Below are 23,249 nucleotides of genomic sequence, written 5' to 3' on the forward strand. Positions count from 1 at the left end.
GTGTACCATAGGTCCCTCTATATAAAAAAAAGCCCGAAGCAAATGTTTCGGGCTTTTGGTGTTGATGCAGCCGGGCAATTGCCCGGATTGATTAACCGGCGTTATCGCTCATGGTCATTAATGAGGCATTACCGCCTGCCGCTGTGGTGTTTACAGTGACAGTTTTTTCGGTGACTAAACGATGCACTAAACGCTCGTCGGCCGGTGTGGTAATCAGCGGCGAAATAGCGCCGTCACGGGCGGCAATCAGCTCACCGGTCAGGGCTTTGACTGCACTGCCAGCTTCGACAATAGCTGCGGCGATGATGTTGTTGCTGATCAAGGCCTTGAGCTGCGACAGCTTCACCACGGTAAACAAAGTTGGCGTCAGACCAGCATTGAGCAGCACTTTACGGCAAGCATCGGCTTCAGCAACAAACTGATCTTCCACCGCTACTACCACAGCGTTACCTGTTGCCAGCGCCGTCATCAGGCTCAGCATCCAGTATTTAAAGCAGGCGCTTTCATCACGCACTGCCGCCACTACACCACGGGCTTCCAGGAACAATTGGTTTGATTCACCTGTAGGTCCTGGCAAAGTCAGTGGCGCGGCCAGCTGCTTTTCAATGTCATTGAGTAAATGACGGGCCGACTGGATCACCTGCTCTAAGTCTTGCTCTTGTTTCACTACCACTGAGTTAGAAGCCAGCTGCGCCAGGAACTGACGAATAACAGAGCTGCGGCTATTGATATCGAGTGCTGCCCAGGCCGGTTGGGCTTTTTTCGCTTGTTGCAGTGTGCTGTGAAGCGCAGCGTCGTTGCTGCTGGCACTTAACAGGGCCTGGCGTTTGGCATCGGCCAGCGGCGCTTCAGTCACGTTCAGGTTGTCTTTCACCAGACGGCTTAAGTAGAAAGGACCACCGGCTTTCGGGCCAGTGCCTGACAAACCACAACCCCCAAATGGCTGCACGCCAACCACAGCACCAATCATATTGCGGTTGATATAAATGTTACCGGCTTTTACTTCACGGGCGACTTGCTGCGTCACTTCGGCAATACGGCTGTGCACACCCATGGTCAGGCCATAACCTGTGGCGTTAATCTGCGCTATGACGTTATCGAGCTCATCAGCCTTAAAGCGGATGATGTGTACCACAGGGCCAAAAACTTCGCGCTCTAATAAGCTTAAGTTTTTGATTTCATACAAACGTGGTGCAAAGAAAAAGTGGCCTTCGCCTGTTGGGGCTTTGCAGGCGTAATGCAGCGTTGCTTTACCTTCCAGGTATTGCACATGATTATTCAGGCCGGTTAAGGCTTTTTGGTCAATCACAGGGCCAACGTCAGTGCTTAAAAACGCCGGGTCGCCTACATGCAGCTCCTGCATCGCACCTTTAATCATGTGGATAATTTTATCGGCCACATCTTCCTGCAGGAACAACACCCGAAGCGCGGAGCAGCGCTGACCGGCACTCTGGAAACCTGAAGACACCACATCGTCCACCACTTGCTCCGGCAGCGCAGTCGAGTCAACAATCATACAGTTCTGACCACCGGTTTCGGCAATCAGCGGCACCGGCTCACCACCACGTTCGGCCAGCTTACGGGCAATCCAGCTGCCGGTTTCGGTAGAACCTGTGAACATCACTGCCTGAATACGGCTATCCGGCACAATATGCTCACCCACAGCGCGGCCAGGGGCAATCACCAGCTCCACCACACCTTGTGGCAGGCCGGCTTCACGCCAGAGCTCAATAGCTCGCACCGCAATTAAACTGGTTTGTTCGGCAGGTTTAGCCACAACTGTGTTACCTGCGGCAACAGCGGCCGACACCTGGCCTAAGAAAATCGCCAGTGGGAAGTTCCATGGGCTGATACAAAGCACCACACCACGGCTGTGTTGTGGTTTTGCGAACATTTCTTCAGCGCGGGCTGCGTAATAACGGCAAAAATCAACGGCTTCGCGCACTTCAGCCACGCTGTCGCCCACAGTTTTACCTGCTTCTTTGACACAAATGGCAATCAGCTCGTCACGGTTGGCTTCCAGTGCATCAGCCAGTTTACGCAGGCTGTCAGCACGTGCTGCCACCGGTGTTGCTGTCCAGGCCGGGAAAGCAGCTTCTGCACTGTCCACCAGCGCTTTCATTTGCTCTGGCGTGGCGTGCTGGTGATAACCAATAATTTCGGCGTGGTTGGCCGGGTTACGTACCGCTTTGGCACCTTCAACCGCAGGCTGAGCCGTTGCTTTGGCCAGCCAGTTATTCAGGTTGTTACGCAGTGGCGTTAACGCATCAATTTCTGTTAAATCAATACCTTTAGAGTTTTTACGCTCGCTGCCATAGAGGTTAACCGACAGCGGAATTTGGGTATTACGTTTTTGTTTCCAGCCACGCACAGTTTCCACCGGATCTTTGAGTAAAGATTCCACCGGAATGTTTTCATCGACGATGTTATTCACAAACGAGCTGTTGGCACCGTTTTCCAGCAGGCGACGGACTAAATAAGCCAATAAGTCGGAATGTTCACCCACTGGCGCGTAAATACGGCACGGCACTTTATCGTCGGCGACCACCTGGTCGTATAACGCATCACCCATACCGTGCAGGCGCTGGAATTCATAACCGGTGCGATCCGGTGCCATTTCTAAAATAGTGGCGACTGTGTAGGCGTTGTGGGTAGCGAACATTGGGTAAATGCTGTCGCGGTATTCCAACAACTTGCGGGCACAGGCCTGATAAGACACGTCGGTTGAAGGTTTGCGGCTAAATACCGGGAAATCGTCATGGCCTTCGGTCTGACTGATTTTTACTTCAGTGTCCCAATAAGCGCCTTTTACCAGACGCACCATCAGTTTACGGCCCACTTTCACCGTCAGCTCGCGCAGCCATTCCACTAAATGAATACAACGTTTGGAATAAGCCTGAATGGCCAGACCAAAACCTTCCCAACCGGCTAAGTCGGCATCTGAGAACACGGCTTCAATAATATCCAGCGATAAATCCAGGCGGTCGGCTTCTTCAGCGTCCACCGTAAAGCTGATGTTGTAACCTTTGGCGGCCAGAGCTAACTCTTTGAGTTTTGGCACCAGTTCGTTCATCACGCGGTCGCGGTGTGAAAATTCATACCTTGGGTGAATCGCCGAGAGTTTGACTGAAATGCCAGGGCTTTTAAAAGGCCCACGATTTTGCGCGGCTTTACCAATGACGTTAATGGCCATCATGTAACTTTGGAAATAACGTTCGGCGTCGGCCATGGTGCGGGCGCCTTCGCCCAGCATGTCGTAAGAGTAGGTAAAACCTTTGTTTTCCAGCTCAACAGCACGTTCTACCGCTTTGTCGATGGTGGTGCCCATCACAAACTGGGTGCCCATAATCTGCATGGCATAACGCACCGCCTGACGAATAACTGGCTCGCCTAAGCGGCCGCAGGTGCGCTTGAGTAAACCAAACTGGTGTTTTTTCTGCTCGTCACTGTAGTTCACCAGCTTGCCGGTTAGTAATAAACCCCAGGCTGAAGCATTTACAAACAACGACTCGCTGTTGCCTAAGTGTGAGCTCCAGTCGCCTTGCGATAATTTGTCGCGGATCAGGCGATCGGCAGTATGGCTGTCTGGCACGCGCAATAAGGCTTCGGCCAGACACATCAGCACCAGGCCTTCTTCGGTGGATAATGAAAACTCATTTAACAGCGCGTCGACGCCGCCTTTGCCAACCTGGGCTTTACGGATATTCACCACCAGCTGGCGGGCTTTTTCCCAGGCGCGTGAGCGGGCCTGCACGCCGATGTCGGCCAGCGGTAATAACAAATCCAGTACTTTTTCTTCGTCAGCGCGGTAAAAGTTGCGCAGAGTTTGGCGCAGCGGGTTGGTTGCGGTCAGATCGCCGTTAAATAACATAATAATGATCCCGGTTGATACAAAAATAAATGCTGCATTCTAGTGAAAACACAGCCGTATTTGGTGGTTTAATTCCGGCTATAACCCTATATAATTCGGTTTAACTACTAACTAACCAGAAAAAATACGGTTATGACCCAATCTGATAAAACCAGAACACTCGACAGGATAGACCGCACAATTTTAGACACTCTGCAAAAGGATGGCCGCATTTCCAATGTGGAGCTGGCCAAAAGAGTGAATTTAAGCCCAAGCCCTTGTATTGACAGGGTGCGCAAGCTGGAGCAGGAAGGTTTTATTGAAGGCTACGGCGCTAAGTTATCGGCCTCTAAACTCGGTATGGGCACAGCGGCTTTTATTCAGGTGACGCTGGACCGCACCACAGGCGCTGTATTTGACCAGTTTCGCGACGCAGTGGTGAATATTGCCGAAGTAGCCGAATGCCATATGGTAGCCGGCGGTTTTGATTATCTGCTGAAATTGCGCCTCTCCAGCATGGAAGCCTACCGCGCCGTGCTTGGCCGTATTGTTGATTTGCCGGGTGTGTTACAAACCCACACTTATGTGGTGATTGAAAAAGTAAAACAGGACTCGGGTTTGCCGTTGTAGCTTTGCTTTTTCGCGGGTGCAGGCTGACTTTCGGTGCGAACCGGCGCAGGCTGTTGATTTTTTCACTGTCTGCTGTTGTGCGACCTGCTGGTCGTATCGACTTATTTAATGCCTGCGATATGGCGCTTAGGCGGGGTTTCGCCTCTTTCGGTTTGATGCTCTTATGTTAAATAAGGATGGGGGGCTATCAGAATAGACCTGAACCAGACAGATGCTGCTTTTGCTGCTTTGTAAATGCAATAAAGTTGCCAGCTGTGGTAAGTCGCCAAAAACTGATCGCTGAGTTTACTGCACAATATACAGATCAAAAGTCAAATTTAAGGACAACGAATAAGTTTTTAACTTCAAAGTGTTTTACTACTATTGATATATAAAACAATTACTTAAGTAAAAACCAGTGCAGGAAACCAGGATTAACCACCCACACCGGCAACGGAAAATAACAATGCTGCTTTGTGGCACGCTCAGAGTGTAGCGACCACTGAGCTGTGATGTTAAGGGATCATGCCACAACGCCATACCCGCACTGTTTTTGTTTCGGTGCGACAGTTGGTTTCCACAGTTCTGGTTTTTGTTTGGGTGTCTATTCTGTCTGAGATCAGCGGAATACTCCCGCTATACCAACCTGAACGAAATGAAGTTTCGTTGTAGTTGTTGTAACTCCGGGCCCAGTACGTTTGAAAAGCAGTTTTAAAATCGCTGGCAGGGCAGCTGCTGGTTACTGCCAACACTAAATTGCTGCTGGCGTTCATAAAATAGTCGGTTCCATGCACAGGCGGGTACCACAGATAATCATTGACACTTAAATCTATCCGTCCGCTATAACCACAGTGCCTGTTAGATTCGGTATAAGTTTCAGTAATATAGTCGCAAACCCGAACCTGTCTTTCTTCATAGTCCCAGTAACCGCCACCACCAGGACAACTGGGGGCAGCAGCAACATCAGCCAATAAAAAGGCCAATAATCCGGCCGCAATTTGTATTTTTTTCATGGTTTCTCCTGTTGGTGTCATTACAAACCAGCTTGTTTTAACTGGCTTTCACTAAACACTGAGCGCAACTGCTCAAGCGCTTCGTGATTGGTTCTGATAGGGCTTGGCGCATAAGGGCTTACCGACGTGCCCGGCAGAATCTCTTCGGCGGCGGAAAAAATGGCAGGTGAAAGTCTGGCTATCTCCTGGCGCTGGAACTCATCGAGTTGACCTATCTTGTTTAACCTGGTGCTCAGTTGTTGTGCTTGCTGCTGAATGCGCACTTGCGCTTGCGAACGTTCATATCGCAGGTAGTTTTGATACTGTTGCGGGCTTAGTATTTTTTTAAGTTCTTCGTTGTATAGCTGGCCGCTTTGCTGCGCCTTTTGCAGATAGTCTGCATTCAGCTGCTCAGCATCACCTTGTGGTTGCCTGGCCAGTTGCTGCAGTTCATGCCAGCTTTGTAAATCAGCTTTGGTTTTGGCTTGCAGCAGCTCACTGAGTTTGTTTTGTTGTTCAGCGTCCAGGCTTAGCATGCTGCCAAGCTGACTGACCGCCGGAAGTACGGCATGCAAATAAAGGCTGTCTTCAAGCTCGGCCATGCCGGATTTTTGTGTTGTTCCGTTATCTGCAGCAGTGTTTTGCGTGACTGCAGCGGCCCCGGCTGAGGCTGCGGTGTTGGTAGTAGATTTAATGTCTACAGCTGGCTGACCGGCAAACTGTGGTTCTGTATCGCGACTTGTAACATTCTGCTGTGGTGAACTGCTCTGAGCAGGACTCAGCGCCTTGCTTTGGAACTGTTCTGCGCCGGCAGCTGTGGAATTGTCGTCAAATAACTGTAAAGCGAACAATGTCAGCAATGAACCACTGGCAAAGCCTAAAAAGCCTGAAAGGATAGAATTCACAAATAACCTCTTGCTGTAACTGAGGGGCAAGTTGCACCACAACGGCTATGTAGCCTTGACTCTGATAAACGGCAGAAAACACTAACCGCAATCAGTGATTTACAAATAATTTACTATTAATAAATTTGTGATATTAAATTGATAATTTATGATGGCGTGCAAAACCGCAGGTGCTGACAGGCTCAAAAAGCAGAGCAGAACCACAACACACAAAAGCTGAATGCAAAAAGCCGAAAAGAAAAAACAACAATGTTGTTGCCCTGTGCAAAGTGACAGGCGGAGCGGTGAAACTGTTTAAAAATAATCAAGATTCAGGATGCAAAATAGGTGTGTAGGTGGTTGCTGTAACTTAACAGCAAGATGATGTGTGAATGGCATCTGTGGCGCGGATTTGGTCTCATCGGATAACGCACTCCCTATTCTGGTTTAAGAGGGTGAGTCCAAAACAAAGCGGTGAATCATCATACAAATAACGTAAAATCGCGGTCAGGTTTTGCATTTTGTCTTTTCTGGCCAGATAGCATCAGGCAGGGAACAAAACCTCACTTTCATATTTTTCAGCAGCCTAAGATTGGTGTATGGCTGCAGGTGCTTGGTATAAGGAAATCAGATGTATCAGGGTAGTTGTTTATGTGGGGCTGTTGTTTTAGAAGTCACGGCGGGTATTCAATCTATTATTCATTGTCATTGTTCAAAGTGCCGGAAAAGCAGTGGCACTGCTTACGCAACAAATGGTTTTATTGCTAAAAGTGCGCTTGTGATTAAACAAGGGCAAGAACACATTCGGTATTATGAAATGACGCCCGGCAAAAAGCGGCATTTTTGCAAAGTCTGTGCTTCGCCAATTTTTAGCAGCAATGAGGCTGCCCCTGAATTGTTAAGGTTAAGGTTGGGCATCTTAGACTCTGATATTGCTGAACGTCCGATGTCACACAACTTTGTATCTTCCAGCGCCAACTGGGATGATCTGGACGCAATATTGCCAAGATACGATGGTCATGAGCCAGGACGCACTCCCGGAACCTGAGCCGCATTCACCATAGCGCCAGTAACTGTGGCCCGGGGCTTTGGGCGGGTACCTGGCCTTTTTAACAGCAATAAAATCAGGCCAGCAAACAAACCTGTTGCTGCAAGGGCTGGCTGATGCCGGCTTCAGCCGCCTTGCTCGTTATGTTGTGAACACCTGACTAAAAACTTAATAATTGCCCTTCGATACTGCTGTGAATTTGTTCCTGTGCCAGTCGTTGTTGCCAGCTTTTGCTGATGGCGGCCAGCTCACCACTTTGTTGTAACTGCTGCGCTGCCTGTTGCCAGCGTGCGACTTCGCTGGCCGGGCTTTGCCGCGACATTAATAACCAGACTTCAGTTTCAAAAAAGTGCAGCGCAGCCCGGTATTGCTCAGGTGCCAGCCCGGCTTCGCGCAGCAGGTATTGCATGCCCTGAGGTTCAAAAGCAATAGCATTTAACCTGCGACTGCCAAGCCTTGCCAGATTCTGCGCATGGCTGGATGAGCTTTGTAAATTGGTAAAGCCCTGCGCCAGCAGCCATTCTTCCCGCACATCACCCCGCACCACCCCAATACTTTCCAGTGCTCTGGCGTCATTCAGATGCTGCAGTTGTTGTGGGTCGTCCCTGTGCATATACAACACCCATTTTTTGCGCGCCAGCGGCATGATCCAGTGATAGTTATTTTCCCGCTCCAGGGTGCGGGAAAAACCATATAACAACACATGAGGCTGACGTGATGCCGTTAATAAAGCTCTGGATTCCGGCATCAGTTCAATATGGCTGTTATCACCGCTGATTTTTTGTAACGCACGCACTATATCAGTGGCATAACCTGTGAGCCGGCCATGACTGTCCAGATAACTGGAGGGTGGCTCGACCACGGTAATGATCTGTGGTGTTGCTGCGGTTTTGGCAAGGTCGGCGGCGAATACAAAGTTTGGCAGCTGAACAACTAACAGCACAAGACTGCAAATTAACGGCAAGGCAAAGTGGCACATAAAGCAAATCCTTCTGCTTAGGGTGCTTGCAGTTTAGTATCTATAAACGGAACTTGATAGGAGCAAAGCACTGGTAAGATGTCAGGAGCCTTTTTAGGTGAGTGAAAGTTTTGTTGCTCTGGCTGAGTTTATCAATAAGCCCTGTGATGCCGTGCTCTGGTTTTGTCCGGACAGCACTATCGCGCAGGCATCCACTTAAGCAACGCAGCACCAAAGCGGCCGAGCTTTGCAATGCACAGACATCAGATTCTAAATTTTAGAATATTATATCAAATTTAATCCAATTTATTAAAATTAATAACCCATCTATAGTTACACCATCGACAGAACGATGACTGTCGAAAGCAAATAACGCAGTCATTTTTAACGAATTAACTAAGGTGGAACTGATGAACAATTCAATGCTGAAAAACTTATTAACTACCGATGCGGGTTATGGCGCTTTACTGCTGCGGGTACCTGTGGGGCTTATTTTTGTCGCTCATGGTGCGCAGAAGCTGTTTGGCTGGTTTGGTGGTTATGGCCTGGAAGGTACTGGCGGCTGGATGGAAAGTATTGGTCTGGCGCCCGGTGTGTTGATGGCTTTTCTGGCCGGTGCTGCTGAGTTTTTTGGTGGTCTGGCATTGATTGCCGGTTTTTTAACCCGTCCGGCTGCTTTTGCGCTGAGTATTGCCATGCTGGTCGCCATTTTTAGTGTGCACTTTGCTAATGGCCTTTTTATGAGCAACAACGGTTACGAGTTTGGTTTGGCCTTGCTGGCGGCCAGCGCTTCGTTGATGTTCAGCGGCGCTGGTAAAGCATCTGTCGATGAGTTTCTGGCAGCCAAACTGAAATAACAGCACCACCAAAACAAATAAAAACAAGCAATAAACATCAGCCTGGCTGGCAGCCAGGCTGATGATGTCACGCCCACTAAAGGCTAACTGGCCCGGAATTAGGGCAGAGGAGTTCCTGATGTTTGAAATTATTCGTGCCAATGAACGGGGCGCCGCCCATTTTGGCTGGCTGAAAAGTAAACACACTTTTTCTTTTGGCAATTATTACAACCCTGAGCAAATGGGTTTTTCTGCACTTCGGGTGATTAACGACGACGAAGTGGCACCTGGTGCCGGTTTTCAAACCCATAGCCATCAGAATATGGAAATTATCAGTTATGTGCTCAGTGGCACCATAGCGCACAAAGATTCGGCGGGGAATGAAAAAACCTTGCCAGCCGGTGAGTTTCAGCTGATGAGTGCCGGCCGCGGTATTTCTCATAGCGAATTTAATGCCAGTCACAGTGACAAACTGAAGTTTTTGCAAATTTGGATCCAGCCAAATCAGCAAAACGGTGAACCCGGTTATCAGCAAAAAGACTTTGGCGACGCTGTGGGCTTAACAAGGGTGATCACGCCGGATGGGCGCGATGGCACTTTGCAGATCAAACAAAATGCCAGCCTGTCGCAACTGATTTTGTTGCCTGAGCAGCTGCTGGCACTGCCGGTGCAGCCTGGCAAAGCGTATTATCTGCATCTTATCAACGGCGAGTTGCAGTTACTGAAGCAAACTTTATTGCCAGGTGATGGCATTAAAATGCTGCAACTGACTGAGCTTGCTGTAAAAGCCGGCAGTGATCAGGTGCGGGCCCTGTTTTTTGAACTGCCGGCTTAAGGCGGGCGAAGTGCCAAACGCAACATATCAAGACCGGGGCTGTGCGCCGGTCTTGTTATTGCAGATTGCGGTTTAAAGATGCGGGCTTCGTGAACTTCACAACAGTTCTGCGTCCGTCCGTCGTTGTCGTCAACAACACCGCAGATAAACTGCAGAGGCCATAAAAATGACGTTGGAAATGGGCTTGATGCTGGCTTTAGTGGTGCTGTTATCCGGCATTTCCAAAGCGGCATTTGCCGGTGGTTTGGGTTTATTGGCGATGCCATTGCTGCTTCTGGTGTTTGATGCCAATACAGCGCTTGGACTGTTGTTGCCGCTGTTAATCATGCTGGACGTCTTTACCATTCGCCGTTATTGGCAACGCTGGAACTGGGCAGTATTACGCCAGTTATTGCCGGCTGCTGCGCTTGGGGTGGCTGTGTCAGCCTTATTGCTGGGCGCTTTGTCTGCCACACAGCTGCAATGGGTGATAGGCGGTGGTTCTGTACTTTTTGCGCTGCGTTATTTTAGTGGGGTGCAAAGCAGCAGCTTGCTGGCCAGCCGGCCTATGGGCGTGCTGATGGGCTTTATCAGTGGCGTGAGTTCTACCTTGTTACATGCCGGCGGGCCGCCGCTTGCCATGCATTTATTGGCGCGCAAACTGCCTTCAGCTGAATATATTGCCACTTCGGCGCTGTTTTTTGCGCTGCTGAATCTGTTAAAACTACCGGCTTTTATTGTGCAGCAACAACTCAACTGGACCTTGCTGCTGTGGGCTTTGCCTTTTATGCCCTTGTGTTATATCGCTATCCGGTTCGGTTATTGGTTAAAGCAGCGCCTGGCGGATCAACATTTTTTACCTTTGGTACATCTGTTATTGCTGCTGGCCGGGTTGAAGTTATTATGGCCGGCAGGTTAAAGCCGAAGCTGATGGCAGTTTAGTTTTGTAGTTGTGCAGATAGTCGTTTAGTTATCGGCACAGCCAAATGTTCAGGAGTAGATTGATGGCACGTTCCACCATAGAGCAGTGGCGCATGTTTAAAGCTGTGGCCGAGCAGGGCGGTTTTCAGCAAGCGGCCGATGTAATTTATAAAAGCCAGTCCAGTATTCACCACGCGGTGCATAAAATGGAAGAGCTGCTTGGCGTGACGTTATTTCACACCGAAGGACGCAAAACCCAGTTAACGGCGGCTGGCGAGCAGCTGCTACGCCGGGTGAATTATTTGCTGGCCGAAACTGAGCGTATGGAAAACGTGGCGCTGAATTTAAAAAGTGGTGTGGAGTCGAGCCTGCCGATAGCGGTAGACGAGGCTTTTCCACGTGATGTGTTGTATCAGGCGCTGGCGGCGGTTTCCAGCGAATATCCGCTTATTCGCATTGAGCTGATGGAAACCATCTTAACCGGTGCCAATGAGCTGCTAAGCCAGGGCAAAGTGGAAATAGCGTTATCACCTTTTACCTTGCCCAATAATTTGAGTGAAGATATTTGTCAGGTGGAATTTATTGCAGTGGCGGGCGCGGCGCATCCGCTGAATGTGCCTGCACGCATGCTAAGTCTGGAAGAATTAAAAAACTGCCGGCAAATAGTGCTGCGTGATTCAGCGCTGGAGCAGAAAAAAGATGTTGGCTGGCTGGGCTCCGAGCAGCGCTGGACTGTCAGCCATGTTGGCACTTCCATTGAATTGCTGCGCAAAAACTTAGGTTTTGCCTGGCTGCCGCGCACTGCAGTACAGCCTTATCTGGATGATGGCTCTTTAGTGCCGCTGCAATTGCCACGCGGCAGTAGCCGCAGCAGCACTTTTTATCTGAATTTTAATGACGCCGACACTTTGGGCCCGGTCGCCCGCTGTTTTATTGGTCATTTAAGGTATTTATTGCCTTAAACCAGTGTGCGGTGTGGCTAACAACAGCAAAAACAAGCAGCTGTACCCGGTTGGCCGGTTTGTACTTTTTCGTTGAATGTTATATACCCAACAGGTTCAGCCAGACAACAACAGGTCATCTTATGGCAGATTTAGCACAGGCGCTGGCGACACAGCTGGCCAATATTGAAAAACGCAGTGGCAAAACACTGGCTGAACTGGCGGTGATTATTCAGCAAAGTGGTTTGCAAAAACACAGTGAGCTGGTAGCCATGCTGAAAACCGAACTCGGCATGGGCCATGGTGATGCCAATACACTGGTGCATACAGTAAAGCAATCGGGCGGTCAGTCCGCGGCGGCTGAACTTAGCGATAGTCAGGTGCTGGATGCTTTATATACCGGCGCTAAAGCAGCGCTCAGACCCATTCACGACCAATTACTCGAAGCGCTTCGCCAATTTGGCGATTTTGAGGCTGCGGCGAAAAAAACATATGTCAGTTACCGGCGCAAAAAACAATTTGCCATGATAGGCCCGGCCACTAACACTCAGCTGGAAATAGGGCTGAATATCAAAGAATTACCTGAAAATCCACGGTTAAAGGCGTTGCCGGCCGGGCAAATGTGTAATTTTAAACTGCGGTTAAGCACAGTGGCTGAAGTGGACGCTGAGTTGATTGGCTGGTTAAAAGCGGCATATCAGGCGGCAGGTTAAAAGCGGCTGATCAGGCCGCAGCTTAAGCTGGGGGGCGCAGTATCGGCCTCAGCAACTGCCAAACAATAAGGGAGCCCGTGGGCTCCCTTTTTATTTAAACAGCGTTTCTTGTTTAAACAGCATTTCTTGTTTAAACAGCATTTCTTATAAGCGCAGCACTCCTGGCTGCTCAGCGCCAGGCGACTGCTTTGGCGCTGGTATTTTAGTGTTACATCCAGCGGTCTTTACGACGACGGTTTGGCATAAACACCGGCAAAATTAAGCCAAGTAATAAACCAGCGGCCAGAATACCACCGCCTATCACCATTTTATTTTGTGCCAGTTCCGGATTTTGTTCAGCCAGCTGCCGGGTCAGCGCTGCTGTGGTTTGTTTGGCCAGCTCTGCTTCTTTGATAGCCTGATCGCGCGCTGCTTCAGCCGCGCTCAGCGCAGTTTGCATGCCGCTGCGTTCCTGTTCAAACTGTGCCACCATCATTTCCTGCTGGCGCAGCTGCTGCTTTAAACTTTCCAGATCAGACTTAGGGCTGGCGCTGTAGGTAATATATTCACCACTAAGCCAGCCTTCGGTACCGGCATCATCACGAATTTTAATAAAACCATTGGCCGGGTTCTGACCGATATAAGTGACATTCTCACCGGCACGCACTGTGGAAATAGTGCGGTATTCATTGCCCGGGCCCGAGCGCACCGCTGTACTTAAAGTGTCGATAATAAAAGCAGGTTTTTCATTACTGGCTTTGGCGGCTGGTTGGGCTTCGGTCGTGACTGGCTGCTGATTTACTTCAGCCTTGGTTTCTGAGTTGTTTTCAGTGGCTGTTGGCGCCGCTACTTCGGGACTTTGTGTGGTTTGTTGTGACAACACCACAGGGCTCAGTGTCAGGGCCGCGCCCAATAACATAAAACGGCATAAATCAGACATAAATTGTTCACATCCAGCATCAGACAGCAATAATGCCTTGGATCATAGGGAGTTGTTAACGGCTTGACAAGCAAAAACACTTGCTGGCTCAGGGCTTATATCCTATGTTGCCGACATCAACCACAGCCAGAGCAGAAAGAGCAGCAGATGAGTATCGAAGTGGAATTAAAGTTATGGCTGACTGAAGCCATGTCGCCTTCTTTATTAAGCAGAATTCAGCAAAGCTGGCAGCAACTGGCGGTCAAAGTGGAATTGGCGGAGCCAGCGCAATTACTGAATGCCTATTTTGAAACGCCGGATCAGTGGTTTCGCCGGCATGACAGCGGCCTGCGCAGCCGGCTGAAAAAAGGCCGTTTTGAACAAACCATCAAACTGGCTGGCCAGCAGCAGGGCGCGGCCCATATCAGGCCTGAATATAATGTGCCTTGTGACTCAGTGGTGCCAAAGTTGTCAGCTTTTCCGCTGCAGATTTGGCCTGAAGGTACAGATGTGGATGTGTTGCAGCAGCAATTACAGGAAATGTTCCGCACCGATTTTATCCGCCACAGTGCACTGTTGACACTGGCCGATGGCACTGTGCTGGAAGCCGTGCTGGATCAGGGCGAGGTTGTTGCCGGCAACAGCAGCCAGCCTATTCTGGAGATGGAGCTGGAACTGGTCAGTGGTGATGCCCGGCAGCTGTTTCAGCTCGCCAGGTTATTGTGTCAGCAGTTGCCGCTGACGCTTGGCTTTCAATCCAAAGCCGAGCGTGGTTATCTGCTGGCGCAACAACAGGTGCTGAGCTGGCAACAAAGTGGCCCGGAGCAGCCGTTGAGCACACAGTTAAGGGCATTTTTACAAAATTTATGGCTGCAACAACAAAGTCAGGCGCTGCCCGCTGAACTGGCGGCGTCTTTTACCGCCAGACTCCAGCAACAATGGCTGGATTTGCAGCAGACCTTAGCGCAGCATGTGTTGGCGCAGCAGGTGTTAGCGGAGCAGGCTTTAACGCAACAACAAGCTCTCGTGGCAGCAACAGCGCAGCAGTCGGTGCAGCTCAAAGCCTTGCTGGTAGAAGCAAAGGCGCTGGCTGCCGCACCTGGCACCGGTATGACCTTATGGTTATTGGACTTATCTGAGCTGCTGTTACAACTGCCGGCAGAGTCAGCAGCGCATAACAATCAGCACAAAAAGGAGCAGCAATGAGCCAAGCCAGCGCACTGCCTGAACTTCCCGACATACTTAAAGCAGAAATTCAGCTGCAATATCAGGCCATTATGGCGCAGTTGTCTCAAATCGAGCCTGCGGTGACATTAAAGCCTGCAGAGCAGCGGCAATTACAACATCTGCTTGGCTGCAGCAGTTTTGCCGGCCGGGTTTTACTGCAACAGCCGGCATTGTTGCCGGCATTGTTAGGTGCGACGCAGCGCTCTGAAGCGCCCTTAGCGCTGCAACTCCCGGACAATCTGACTGAAGCTCAGGTGATGACGACGCTCAGGCTTTATAGAAACGCCCGGCTATGCCGCATTCTGGCTGATGATGTGCTGCATCAGCAGCAGGTTGAGCAGTCGCTGCAGCGGGTGTCACAGCTTGCCGATGAGTTAATTAACGCCGCTTATCAGTTTGCCTATCAGGAAGTGGCGCGCCAGTGGGGCCAACCGCTTGATAGTCAGGGCCGGGCTATGCCTTTGCTGATTTTAGGCATGGGCAAACTGGGTGGTGGCGAGCTTAATTTTTCCTCGGACATCGACCTTATTCTGGTGTATCCGCAGCATGGCGAAACTCAGGGCGGCCGGCGCAGTTGTGATCACGCCCAGTTTTATACCAAAGTAGGGCAAAAGCTGATTGCGCTGTTGCATCAGGTAACAGCTGACGGTTTTGTCTATCGGGTGGATATGCGCTTACGTCCTTTTGGTGACAGTGGCCCGCTGGTGCTGAGTTTTGCCGCTTTTGAAGATTATTACCAGGCACAGGGCCGCGACTGGGAACGTTACGCCATGCTCAAAGCGCGGATCTTAAATCCGGTGGAGCCATACGCCAGTGAGCTGCAGGCCATGCTGAGGCCTTTTGTCTACCGGCGTTATATCGATTATTCGGCCATTGAATCACTGAGGCGGATGAAGCAGCTGATAGAGCAGGAAAACCGCCGTAAAAACCGCACCGACAATATTAAACTGGGTGCCGGCGGCATCCGCGAAGTGGAATTTATTGTGCAAACGCTGCAGCTTATCCGTGGTGGCCGTATTCCACAGTTACAGCAGGTGTCGATTTATCTGGCGCTGCAGGCACTGGCTGACAATGACATTTTGCAAAGCGAACAAATGCAGCAGCTGAAGGCCGATTATTCGGCGCTGCGCCAGGTCGAGCAGTTGCTGCAGGGCATGGATGATCAGCAAACCCAGACTCTGCCGCAGGATAGCTTGTTGCGGCAAAGGCTGGTGCTCTCCTGTGGTGATGCCAGCTGGCAGGCCCTGGAGGCTCGTATCAGCGCCACTATGGCTCGTGTGCATCAGCAGTTTAAGCAGGTCATCGCCCATGAAGATAAAGCCGAGCCGGAAGATTTATTAACCGGCAGATTGTTGTGGGAAAGTGAACTGCCAACAACTGAGCTGGCTTCCGAAGTGGATTGGCTGACGCAGGAAGACGCCACAGCGCTGATAGAAAACCTGCAGCAATTTAAGCTCGATTGCCAGAAAAACAAAGTGGGGCCGCGTGGCCGTGAGTTGCTGGCTAAATTAATGCCGATCTTGTTGTCGGGGCTGGCAACAGAACAAGCTGGCCCTGAAGTGCTAAGCCGTGTTTTGGTGGTGTTTAAACAAATTGTCAGCCGCACCGCTTATCTGGAGCTGCTCTACGAAAACCCACCGGCGCTGCAGCAGCTGGTGAAACTTTGTGCCCGTAGTGGCTGGTTGTCATCCCATCTGGCACGTTATCCGATGTTATTGGACGAGCTGATTGACCCGGAGCAGTTGTACCAGGTGGCCACAGTGGCGGATTACCGCGACCGGCTCAGGCTGCAGCTGCTGCGGGTGCCGGAAGATGATCTGGAACTTTTAATGGAAACGCTGCGCCAGTATAAACAGGCGCAGCAGCTCAGAATTGCCGCAGCCGATATCAGCGGTATGTTGCCTTTGATGAAAGTCAGCGACCATTTAACCTGGCTGGCCGAAGCCGTGATGGAAAAAGTGGTGGAGCTCGCCTGGCAACAGATGGCGGAAAAATACGGTTATCCATCAGGGCTTGGGGCCGGCAGTGATAAACAGTTTGCGGTCATTGCCTATGGCAAACTGGGCGGGCTGGAGCTGGGTTATGGTTCAGATTTAGATTTAGTGTTTTTACATCAGTGTGATGCCAATACGGAAACCAACGGTGATAAAGCAATAGATTCACGGCAGTTTTATTTAAAACTGGTACAACGGATTTTGCATTTATGCACCACCCGCACCGCCAGTGGTGTGCTCTACGATGTAGACACCCGGCTGCGGCCTTCTGGCAATGCCGGTTTGCTGACTGTGCATATTGAAACCTACCGCGATTATTTATTGCAGGACGCCTGGACCTGGGAACATCAGGCGCTGGTGCGCACCCGGCTGATTTATGGTGATGCGGCCATAGCACAGCGTTTTGAGCAGATCCGCGCTGAAGTTCTGGGAAAACAGCGTGATTTGACGCTTCTGAAAGAAGAAGTGTTGTCGATGCGGCAAAAGCTCAGGGAACATCATGGGCTGGACAATACCGAAGTAAAACACACAGCAGGTGGTGTGGTGGATCTGGAGTTTATCAGTCAATATCTGGTGTTGGCTTATGGCGCACAGTATCCGGCGCTTTATCAGTACAGTGACAATATCCGTATTCTGGACGCTGCTGCAGCCTGTGGCATTATGAGCCTGAGTGAAGCCAGTGCCTTGCAGCAGGCCTATCAGGATTTACGGGGTGTGAGTCACAGGCTGACATTGGAGCCGGCTGATGTGACTGATATGCCGGATCTCAGTTCGGCTTTGGCTCAGGTAAAGCAGAGCTGGCAACAGGTGTTTGCAGCGCTCTAGCGGCGTCATTGAGTGCGCGGCAGTTTTGCTGCAAAAAGTTATTGGTTTTGTCCGTCATCACGGCAGCGCGCTCTTTTGGACACATATAAAGCAGCACAGGTTTTTCAAAATCCGGGGCTATGGCCGAAGCAATTTCTTTCAGGGTTTTTAAATAATCACCTTCGCTGTGGAAATAATGTTTCACTACATAGTCGCGTGGCAGCGTCCAGATCAGTTCAATATCTTCAGCACTGGCATAAGCAATTAAATCTTCACGGATCTTATTGCCAGCTTTAAAACGGCGCTGCATGACTTTACCTGTCCAGCCATCTTCCAGCGGCGGCACTGTGTTGGTGCGGGCGGCCAGAGTTTCAGCTAAAGAACCACTGGTATCGGTCAGGCTGATAATAAATTCTTTGGATAAGTCTTTGGTGGCATCCAGCGAAAAGCGGATTTGTTCATAAAAGTTGGTAAATTCCTGCGCTGCCGCCATTTTAATATTGCCGGTGGTATGGGTGGTGTTTTTAAACAAATCGGGTTTACTCAGCAGGAATACTGCCAGTGCTATTAAAATAGCAGCTGCAGATAAGTGTTTGATCCAAAACCACATAAGTTTAATCTCCCGCACCAGAGGCTGCTGTCATACTAGTCAAAGTCGAAGACTGTGCCAACTTATTTTCCAAACTGCGGCGCCAGGCGGGCGCTTTATCAGCAACAGCCTGAGCCTGATTGCAGCGTGAAATTACTGCTGTTTAATAAAAACCTTTATCTTCCGGGTTGGGTCTGGTTTTAAAACGCCGGTGCAACCACATATATTGCGCCGGATGTTTTAACACTGCCTGTTCTACCCACTGATTCACCCGGCGCACATCGGCGCTGTCGTCACCGCTTGGGAAATTCTGCAGTGCAGGCAGAGCTTCTACCAGATAACCACCGCCATCAGGCAGGGCGCTGGTATAAATGGGCACCACACTGCAATTGGCGGCATTGGCAAATAACAAGGTGCCTGTGGTGCTGGCGGTTTGGGCCACGGCAAAAAAGGGCACAAACACAGCCCGGTTCGGGCCATAGTCCTGATCCGGCAGATAAAAACACACTTCACCTTCGTTCAGCGCCTGGATCAGGCCTTTGACATCTCTTTTGCCAATCATGTATTTGTTGCTGCGACTGCGGCCACGATACATAAAATATTCCATCACCGGATTATTGTGGGGCCGGTAAAAACCGACACTTGGATGCGTCAGACCAAAAGCGCGGCCTGCGGCTTCCAGGTGCAACATGTGGCTGGCCAGCAATAACACCCCTTTACCTTTGGCAAGCTCAGCCTGAATATGTTCATAACCTTGAAAATGGGCCAGCTTTTTAAAACGCCAGTCCGGCCACCACCAGGCGATAATGGTTTCCACAGCGGCGCAGCCACTGTGTTCAAAATTCTCAAGTAACAGCTGTTGCCGCTCGGCAGCGGTTTTTTCCGGGAAACATAATTCCAGATTACGTGCCGCCACTTTACGGCGTGATTTCAGTACTTTGAGCATCAACCGGCCGAGGCTCCTGCCAAGGGCCATTAACCAGCGGTAAGGTAACCAGCTCAGCACATAAGCCAACGCCAGACCCAACCATAATAACCAAAAACGTGGATGCAACATCGACCACTGAAAAGGTGGGGCTTTAATCACAACAGATCCTCGACAGAAAAAACCGGGGCATTGTAACGGAAATCAACAGACAAAACAGGAGGGAGACAGGTCCAGCCTGTTGGCCGGACCTGTGCAGAGCAGATTAAGCGCTCAGAGCTTTGTTCACTAAATCTAAATCGGCTTCGGTCAGAGTACCGGCTGCTTGTTTTAATGACAACACAGCCAGAATGTAATCGTAACGGGCTTTGGTCAGATTACGGCGGGCATCAAACAGGTTGCGGGTGCTGATCAGCACGTCAACAATAGTGCGGGTACCAACCTCAAAACCAGCTTCGGTGGCTTTTAATGCACTTTCCGCAGAAACGACGGCCTGCTCCAGTGCTTTAATACCGGCAATAGCGGCGCCGACGTTGTTATAGTTCACGCGGATTTGACGCAGCACTGAACGATGACCCAGTTCTAAGTCTTCGCTGGTCGCCACATAATTGGCTCGTTGTACATCAGTATTGGCAACCACAGCACCACCTGAATAAATTGGCACTGCGAGGTTCACAGTCACAGAGTTGCTGTCTGTTTGTGGCGTGCGGTTTGAATCATCAATACCGGCTTTAGCCGTCAGGCCCACAGTTGGGTAGTGGCCACTTTCGGCTAAATCAATATTGTTTTGTGCAATTTCAACGGCCAGTTTACGGGCTTTTAAATCCAGATTGTTTTCTTCAGCAATGGCGACCCAATCCACTGCATTGGCAGGCTGTGGTGCCGTTGCTTTAAAAGCAGTGGTGTTTAGCGCCGCTAAATCTGAATGATAAACGCCGGTAATTTCCTGCAGTGCTTCTTTGGCATTTTCCAGTGCATTGGTGGCGGAAATTTCACGGGCCACCACGCTGTCGTATTGTGCCTGCGCTTCATGCACGTCAGTAATAGCAGTTAAACCTACAGCAAAACGTTGTTTGGTTTGTTCCAGCTGACGTTCAACCGCACGTTTTTCAGCCACCACAAAGGTTAAATCGTCGTTGGCACTTAACACATTAAAATAAGCCTGAGATACACGCACAATCAGCGCTTGCAAGGCGGCGTTGTAATAAGTCTGGCCTTGTAACGCTTGTTTTTCTGCGTTAGACAACCGCTCCCAATCTGCCCAGTCAAAAATGCTTTGTGTCAGTGTCAGGTCGGCACCGGTACTGGTGCTGCTGCCGCGAACTACTGTGTTCTGGTTGGTCACTTGTTCGGCTGAGCTGCGGGTAATACCTGCAGCCAGGCTGATGGTTGGTAAAAATTGCGCTTTGCTGACATCAATGCCGGCAGCTGCTGCGTCACGTTGAGCGGCTGTTTTTAATACCAGTGGGTCTTTTTTTAATGCCAGTTGATAGATATTTTGCAGATTTTCAGCGCTAACTTGCAGGCTCAGCAGACCAAAAGCGGCACAAATCAGTGAATTTAACAAGGTTTTCTTCATAACCCAATCCTATGGAAAACTAAAAGTGAACGAATAATATCGTGTTAGCGTACACTAAGTCACAATTAATGCGTAAAAGTTATACGCCCAAATGTAACAGAATGTGAGATCTAATATGTCTGAAATCAAGGGCATCCATTATCCGGCATTTACGCAGGACGATTTGCAGATTATCGACCAGCATACCGTTTTTCAGGGTTTTTTCCGGATTAATCAGTACCGGATCAAACATAAACTCTTTGCCGGAGGCTGGAGTGAAACCTTTAGCCGCGAGATGTTTGAACGGGGTCATGCTGTAGTGGTACTGCCTTATTGTGTAAAAACCGACAGTCTGGTGCTGGTAGAGCAATTCCGGCTTGGCGCAGCAGCAAGTAGTAGCACACCATGGCTGCTGGAAGCTGTGGCCGGTATGATTGGTGAAGGTGAAGCTTTTGAAGAAGTGGCACGCCGTGAAGCACAGGAAGAAGCGGGCCTGACTTTAGGCCGGTTATGGCCGATGCTGAGTTACTTAAGTAGCCCGGGCGGCACCACAGAGCGCATTCATTTATATCTCGGGGAGATTAACGGTGAAGTGACAACTGGTGTCTTTGGTTTGCCGCAAGAGCATGAAGATATCAAAGTGCATTTTGTCAGCCGGCAGGATGCGATGGCGCTGCTGCAGCATGGAAAAATTGATAATGCCGCAACGCTGATTGCACTACAATGGTTGGAATTACATCTGGCACAGGTGCGTGCCGCTTGGGAGTTGTAAACGCAGATGTCGCTGGCGGCCAAAAAAACAGCATACAAACCATATGTTCCTGATTTTCTTACTTTATGTGAGCGCAATTACGCACAACTGCGTTTTTTATTGCCGGGGCTGCAGGCGGCAGTTTCACCGCGCATTGGCGACAGTCAGGTGATCCAGATCACCGAGCAGGAAGGTTATCGTATTCGGCTGCTGGAGCTTTGCAAATTTACCACTACCATCCGGATCGAACATTTAAGTCAGTCGGTGGCAGCCTGGTTAAGACCCCAGTTTGAAGTGCGGTTATACCATGATGCCCGTCTGGCCGAAGTAGTCGCCTGCCAGCAGATCCGCCGTTTTAAAGCTGTGTACGACTACCCCAATACTGACATGATGTTGCCCGATGAAAAACGCCAGATTAACTTGCTGCTGCGCGATTGGCTTACCTTGTGCCAGCGTCAGGGCTATCGGCGGGTTGAGACACTGAACTGATGTTGTTAAGTTATACTTTTGCGCCACAAGCCACTTACCGCTTGTTACAACTTTCCGACTGTCACCTGCTCGCCGACAAACAAGGCGAATATCAGCATATTCAACCTTATCAACATCTCAAGCAGTTGTTATTGCGTTATCCGGCGACAAATTTTGACGCTGTGATTTTAACCGGCGATTTAACTCAGGATCACAGCCTGGCTTCATATCAGCATCTCGCTGAGCTGCTGCACAACTGGCAACAGAACAAAGCAACACCGGTATTTTATTTGCCGGGTAACCATGACGATCCAGCCTTGATGACACAGGCTTTTAGCAAAGCGCCTTTTTATCATCACAGCTGGTTAAATTTGCAGGGCTGGACCCTGGGGTTACTCAATACCAAAGGGCCAACACCAGCAGGTGAATTTGATGCCACAAGGCGCAGTGCTTTGGCGTTGCAGTTAAATCAGCTCAGTACCCCGGTCTGGTTGTTTTGCCATCATCAAGCTGCGCCTGTTGGCAGTTTTATTGATACGCTCGGCTTGCAACAGCCGGAATTGTTCTGGCAGTTGTTGGCGCAATATCCGCAAGTCAAAGGGCTGGCACATGGCCATTGCCATTATGCCTACCAGCGGCTTTTTCATTTACCGCAGGCTGGAGACAGGCAGCTGCAGATTGTCGGTTGTCCGGCAACATCAGTACAATTTAAACAAACAGCAGACTGGCAAACCGAAGATTTGGGGCCTCAAGCTTGTGTCTGGACTTTTTCCGCCGGTGAAATACCGGCCGTTTCCTGGGAGTTTATCGGGCTGTGAGCAGTAAGTTAGTGGTGTATTTACATGGCTTTGCCAGTTCGTCGCAGTCGGAAAAGGCGCTGTTAACCGCCGATTATTTTGCCCGCGAGCTACCACAACACCGTTTATTGGTGCCGGATTTGCCTTATACCCCGGGCGAAGCCATGGCCTGTTTACAGGACTTGCTGCAGGGGCAAAGGCCGGATGCTGTGATAGGAAGCTCGCTGGGTGGTTTTTTAGCCACAGTGTTGGCAGAGCAGCATCAGTGTTATGCCGCCTTAATTAACCCGGCGGTGCGGCCACATTTATTATTGGCGAAACATCTGGGTCGTTATTACCATCCGGTCAGGCAACAACATTACGAAGTCACGCAACACCATCTGCCGCTACTGGCGCAATTAGCCCCTGCCAAACCCAAAAATCCGGCGCTTTATCAGGTGTTATTACAAAGTGGTGATGAGGTGCTGAATTATCTGGACGCTGTCGATTTTTATCAGCATTGTCAGTTAGATGTACAAGAAGGCGGCGATCACAGCTATCAGGGGTATGCCAACAGGCTGCCGGATATTGTCAAATTCTGCCAATTAGCGTAAAACACTGGGGATCAATACAGTGACTTTGCTCCAGCCGTTTTTTTAAAGCGGCTGGCATGCCCACAGCAGCCAGAGAACA

21 protein-coding genes are annotated in these 23,249 nt (G+C 50.1%); 13 read left to right on the forward strand and 8 right to left on the reverse strand.

All coding sequences use genetic code 11. The features are described 5' to 3' along the window. Nucleotides 1–91: 91 nt before the first annotated feature. Entirely contained in the window at nt 92–3,871 is a 3,780-nt protein-coding gene (putA, locus tag N3Z11_RS04550; protein WP_260655969.1) for a bifunctional proline dehydrogenase/L-glutamate gamma-semialdehyde dehydrogenase PutA, read from the reverse strand. A 132-nt stretch (nt 3,872–4,003) separates the two neighbouring features. Here putA and N3Z11_RS04555 point away from each other — a divergent pair, with 132 nt between their 5' ends. Beyond that, nucleotides 4,004–4,480 carry a winged helix-turn-helix transcriptional regulator gene (locus N3Z11_RS04555; RefSeq protein WP_260655970.1) on the forward strand — a complete coding sequence of 159 codons (477 nt, stop codon included), beginning with the start codon at nt 4,004–4,006 and terminating at the stop codon, nt 4,478–4,480. Nucleotides 4,481–4,974: 494 nt separating this feature from the next. Here N3Z11_RS04555 and N3Z11_RS04560 read toward each other — a convergent pair whose 3' ends face one another. Then, the gene (locus N3Z11_RS04560; RefSeq protein WP_260655971.1) at nt 4,975–5,472 is read right to left on the reverse strand and encodes a hypothetical protein; all 498 of its coding nucleotides are present in this window, start codon (nt 5,470–5,472) and stop codon (nt 4,975–4,977) included. Between the two features lie 20 nt (nt 5,473–5,492). Then, entirely contained in the window at nt 5,493–6,356 is an 864-nt protein-coding gene (locus tag N3Z11_RS04565) for a hypothetical protein (protein ID WP_260655972.1), read from the reverse strand. Between the two features lie 610 nt (nt 6,357–6,966). Between N3Z11_RS04565 and N3Z11_RS04570 the strand changes: the two genes are divergently transcribed. Then, complete coding sequence (locus tag N3Z11_RS04570; protein ID WP_260655973.1) at nt 6,967–7,383, forward strand: GFA family protein; 417 nt, start codon at nt 6,967–6,969, stop codon at nt 7,381–7,383. A gap of 160 nt (nt 7,384–7,543) precedes the next feature. On the opposite strand, the gene N3Z11_RS04575 is transcribed toward N3Z11_RS04570, so the two are convergent. Then, nucleotides 7,544–8,362, reverse strand: a complete 819-nt coding sequence (locus tag N3Z11_RS04575; protein ID WP_260655974.1) for an ABC transporter substrate-binding protein — start codon at nt 8,360–8,362, stop codon at nt 7,544–7,546. A 389-nt stretch (nt 8,363–8,751) separates the two neighbouring features. Here N3Z11_RS04575 and N3Z11_RS04580 point away from each other — a divergent pair, with 389 nt between their 5' ends. The 5 genes from N3Z11_RS04580 to N3Z11_RS04600 all read left to right on the forward strand — a co-directional run bounded on the left by N3Z11_RS04580 (nt 8,752) and on the right by N3Z11_RS04600 (nt 12,566). Then, a complete protein-coding gene (locus tag N3Z11_RS04580; RefSeq protein WP_260655975.1) occupies nt 8,752–9,198 on the forward strand; it encodes a DoxX family protein in 447 nt (148 codons plus the stop codon). 118 nt (nt 9,199–9,316) lie between these two features. Continuing rightward, nucleotides 9,317–10,012 (forward strand): pirin family protein, encoded by a 696-nt coding sequence (locus tag N3Z11_RS04585; RefSeq protein ID WP_260655976.1) that lies wholly within the window; start codon nt 9,317–9,319, stop codon nt 10,010–10,012. Between the two features lie 166 nt (nt 10,013–10,178). Further along, nucleotides 10,179–10,910, forward strand: a complete 732-nt coding sequence (locus N3Z11_RS04590; protein WP_260655977.1) for a sulfite exporter TauE/SafE family protein — start codon at nt 10,179–10,181, stop codon at nt 10,908–10,910. 85 nt (nt 10,911–10,995) lie between these two features. After that, nucleotides 10,996–11,874: a LysR family transcriptional regulator gene (locus tag N3Z11_RS04595; RefSeq protein WP_260655978.1), complete on the forward strand. Its 879-nt coding sequence runs from the start codon at nt 10,996–10,998 to the stop codon at nt 11,872–11,874. 122 nt (nt 11,875–11,996) lie between these two features. After that, a complete protein-coding gene (locus N3Z11_RS04600; protein ID WP_260655979.1) occupies nt 11,997–12,566 on the forward strand; it encodes a DUF4287 domain-containing protein in 570 nt (189 codons plus the stop codon). A gap of 208 nt (nt 12,567–12,774) precedes the next feature. On the opposite strand, the gene N3Z11_RS04605 is transcribed toward N3Z11_RS04600, so the two are convergent. Then, nucleotides 12,775–13,485: a TIGR04211 family SH3 domain-containing protein gene (locus N3Z11_RS04605; RefSeq protein WP_260655980.1), complete on the reverse strand. Its 711-nt coding sequence runs from the start codon at nt 13,483–13,485 to the stop codon at nt 12,775–12,777. A 147-nt stretch (nt 13,486–13,632) separates the two neighbouring features. Between N3Z11_RS04605 and N3Z11_RS04610 the strand changes: the two genes are divergently transcribed. Beyond that, the gene (locus N3Z11_RS04610; RefSeq protein WP_260655981.1) at nt 13,633–14,670 is read left to right on the forward strand and encodes an inorganic triphosphatase; all 1,038 of its coding nucleotides are present in this window, start codon (nt 13,633–13,635) and stop codon (nt 14,668–14,670) included. After that, nucleotides 14,667–17,510 carry a bifunctional [glutamate--ammonia ligase]-adenylyl-L-tyrosine phosphorylase/[glutamate--ammonia-ligase] adenylyltransferase gene (glnE, locus tag N3Z11_RS04615; RefSeq protein ID WP_260655982.1) on the forward strand — a complete coding sequence of 948 codons (2,844 nt, stop codon included), beginning with the start codon at nt 14,667–14,669 and terminating at the stop codon, nt 17,508–17,510. Before N3Z11_RS04610 ends, glnE begins: the two co-directional genes overlap by 4 nt. Here the strand turns inward: glnE and N3Z11_RS04620 are convergent. The 3 genes from N3Z11_RS04620 to tolC all read right to left on the reverse strand — a co-directional run bounded on the left by N3Z11_RS04620 (nt 17,452) and on the right by tolC (nt 20,582). Beyond that, nucleotides 17,452–18,099, reverse strand: coding sequence for a toxin co-regulated pilus biosynthesis Q family protein (locus N3Z11_RS04620; protein ID WP_260655983.1), 648 nt, complete (start codon nt 18,097–18,099; stop codon nt 17,452–17,454). The genes glnE and N3Z11_RS04620 overlap by 59 nt on opposite strands. Before the next feature lie 142 nt (nt 18,100–18,241). Then, nucleotides 18,242–19,165, reverse strand: a complete 924-nt coding sequence (gene lpxL, locus N3Z11_RS04625; RefSeq protein WP_260655984.1) for an LpxL/LpxP family Kdo(2)-lipid IV(A) lauroyl/palmitoleoyl acyltransferase — start codon at nt 19,163–19,165, stop codon at nt 18,242–18,244. 103 nt (nt 19,166–19,268) lie between these two features. After that, nucleotides 19,269–20,582 carry an outer membrane channel protein TolC gene (tolC, locus tag N3Z11_RS04630; protein WP_260655985.1) on the reverse strand — a complete coding sequence of 438 codons (1,314 nt, stop codon included), beginning with the start codon at nt 20,580–20,582 and terminating at the stop codon, nt 19,269–19,271. A 115-nt stretch (nt 20,583–20,697) separates the two neighbouring features. Between tolC and nudF the strand changes: the two genes are divergently transcribed. Genes nudF through N3Z11_RS04650 form a run of 4 tightly spaced genes read left to right on the forward strand, consistent with a single transcriptional unit; the run spans nt 20,698 to nt 23,170 of the window. Continuing rightward, on the forward strand, nt 20,698–21,333 hold the full coding sequence (gene nudF / locus N3Z11_RS04635) for an ADP-ribose diphosphatase (protein WP_260655986.1): 636 nt from the start codon (nt 20,698–20,700) through the stop codon (nt 21,331–21,333). A gap of 6 nt (nt 21,334–21,339) precedes the next feature. Beyond that, nucleotides 21,340–21,801 carry a DUF1249 domain-containing protein gene (locus tag N3Z11_RS04640; protein ID WP_260655987.1) on the forward strand — a complete coding sequence of 154 codons (462 nt, stop codon included), beginning with the start codon at nt 21,340–21,342 and terminating at the stop codon, nt 21,799–21,801. Beyond that, nucleotides 21,801–22,598, forward strand: a complete 798-nt coding sequence (locus tag N3Z11_RS04645; protein ID WP_260655988.1) for a metallophosphoesterase — start codon at nt 21,801–21,803, stop codon at nt 22,596–22,598. Before N3Z11_RS04640 ends, N3Z11_RS04645 begins: the two co-directional genes overlap by 1 nt. Beyond that, nucleotides 22,595–23,170 (forward strand): YqiA/YcfP family alpha/beta fold hydrolase, encoded by a 576-nt coding sequence (locus tag N3Z11_RS04650; RefSeq protein ID WP_260655989.1) that lies wholly within the window; start codon nt 22,595–22,597, stop codon nt 23,168–23,170. Before N3Z11_RS04645 ends, N3Z11_RS04650 begins: the two co-directional genes overlap by 4 nt. Nucleotides 23,171–23,249: the final 79 nt, after the last annotated feature.

Origin of the sequence: Rheinheimera sp. 4Y26 (assembly GCF_025245835.1) — a bacterium.
In the GTDB taxonomy this organism is placed as follows: Bacteria; Pseudomonadota; Gammaproteobacteria; order Enterobacterales; family Alteromonadaceae; genus Pararheinheimera.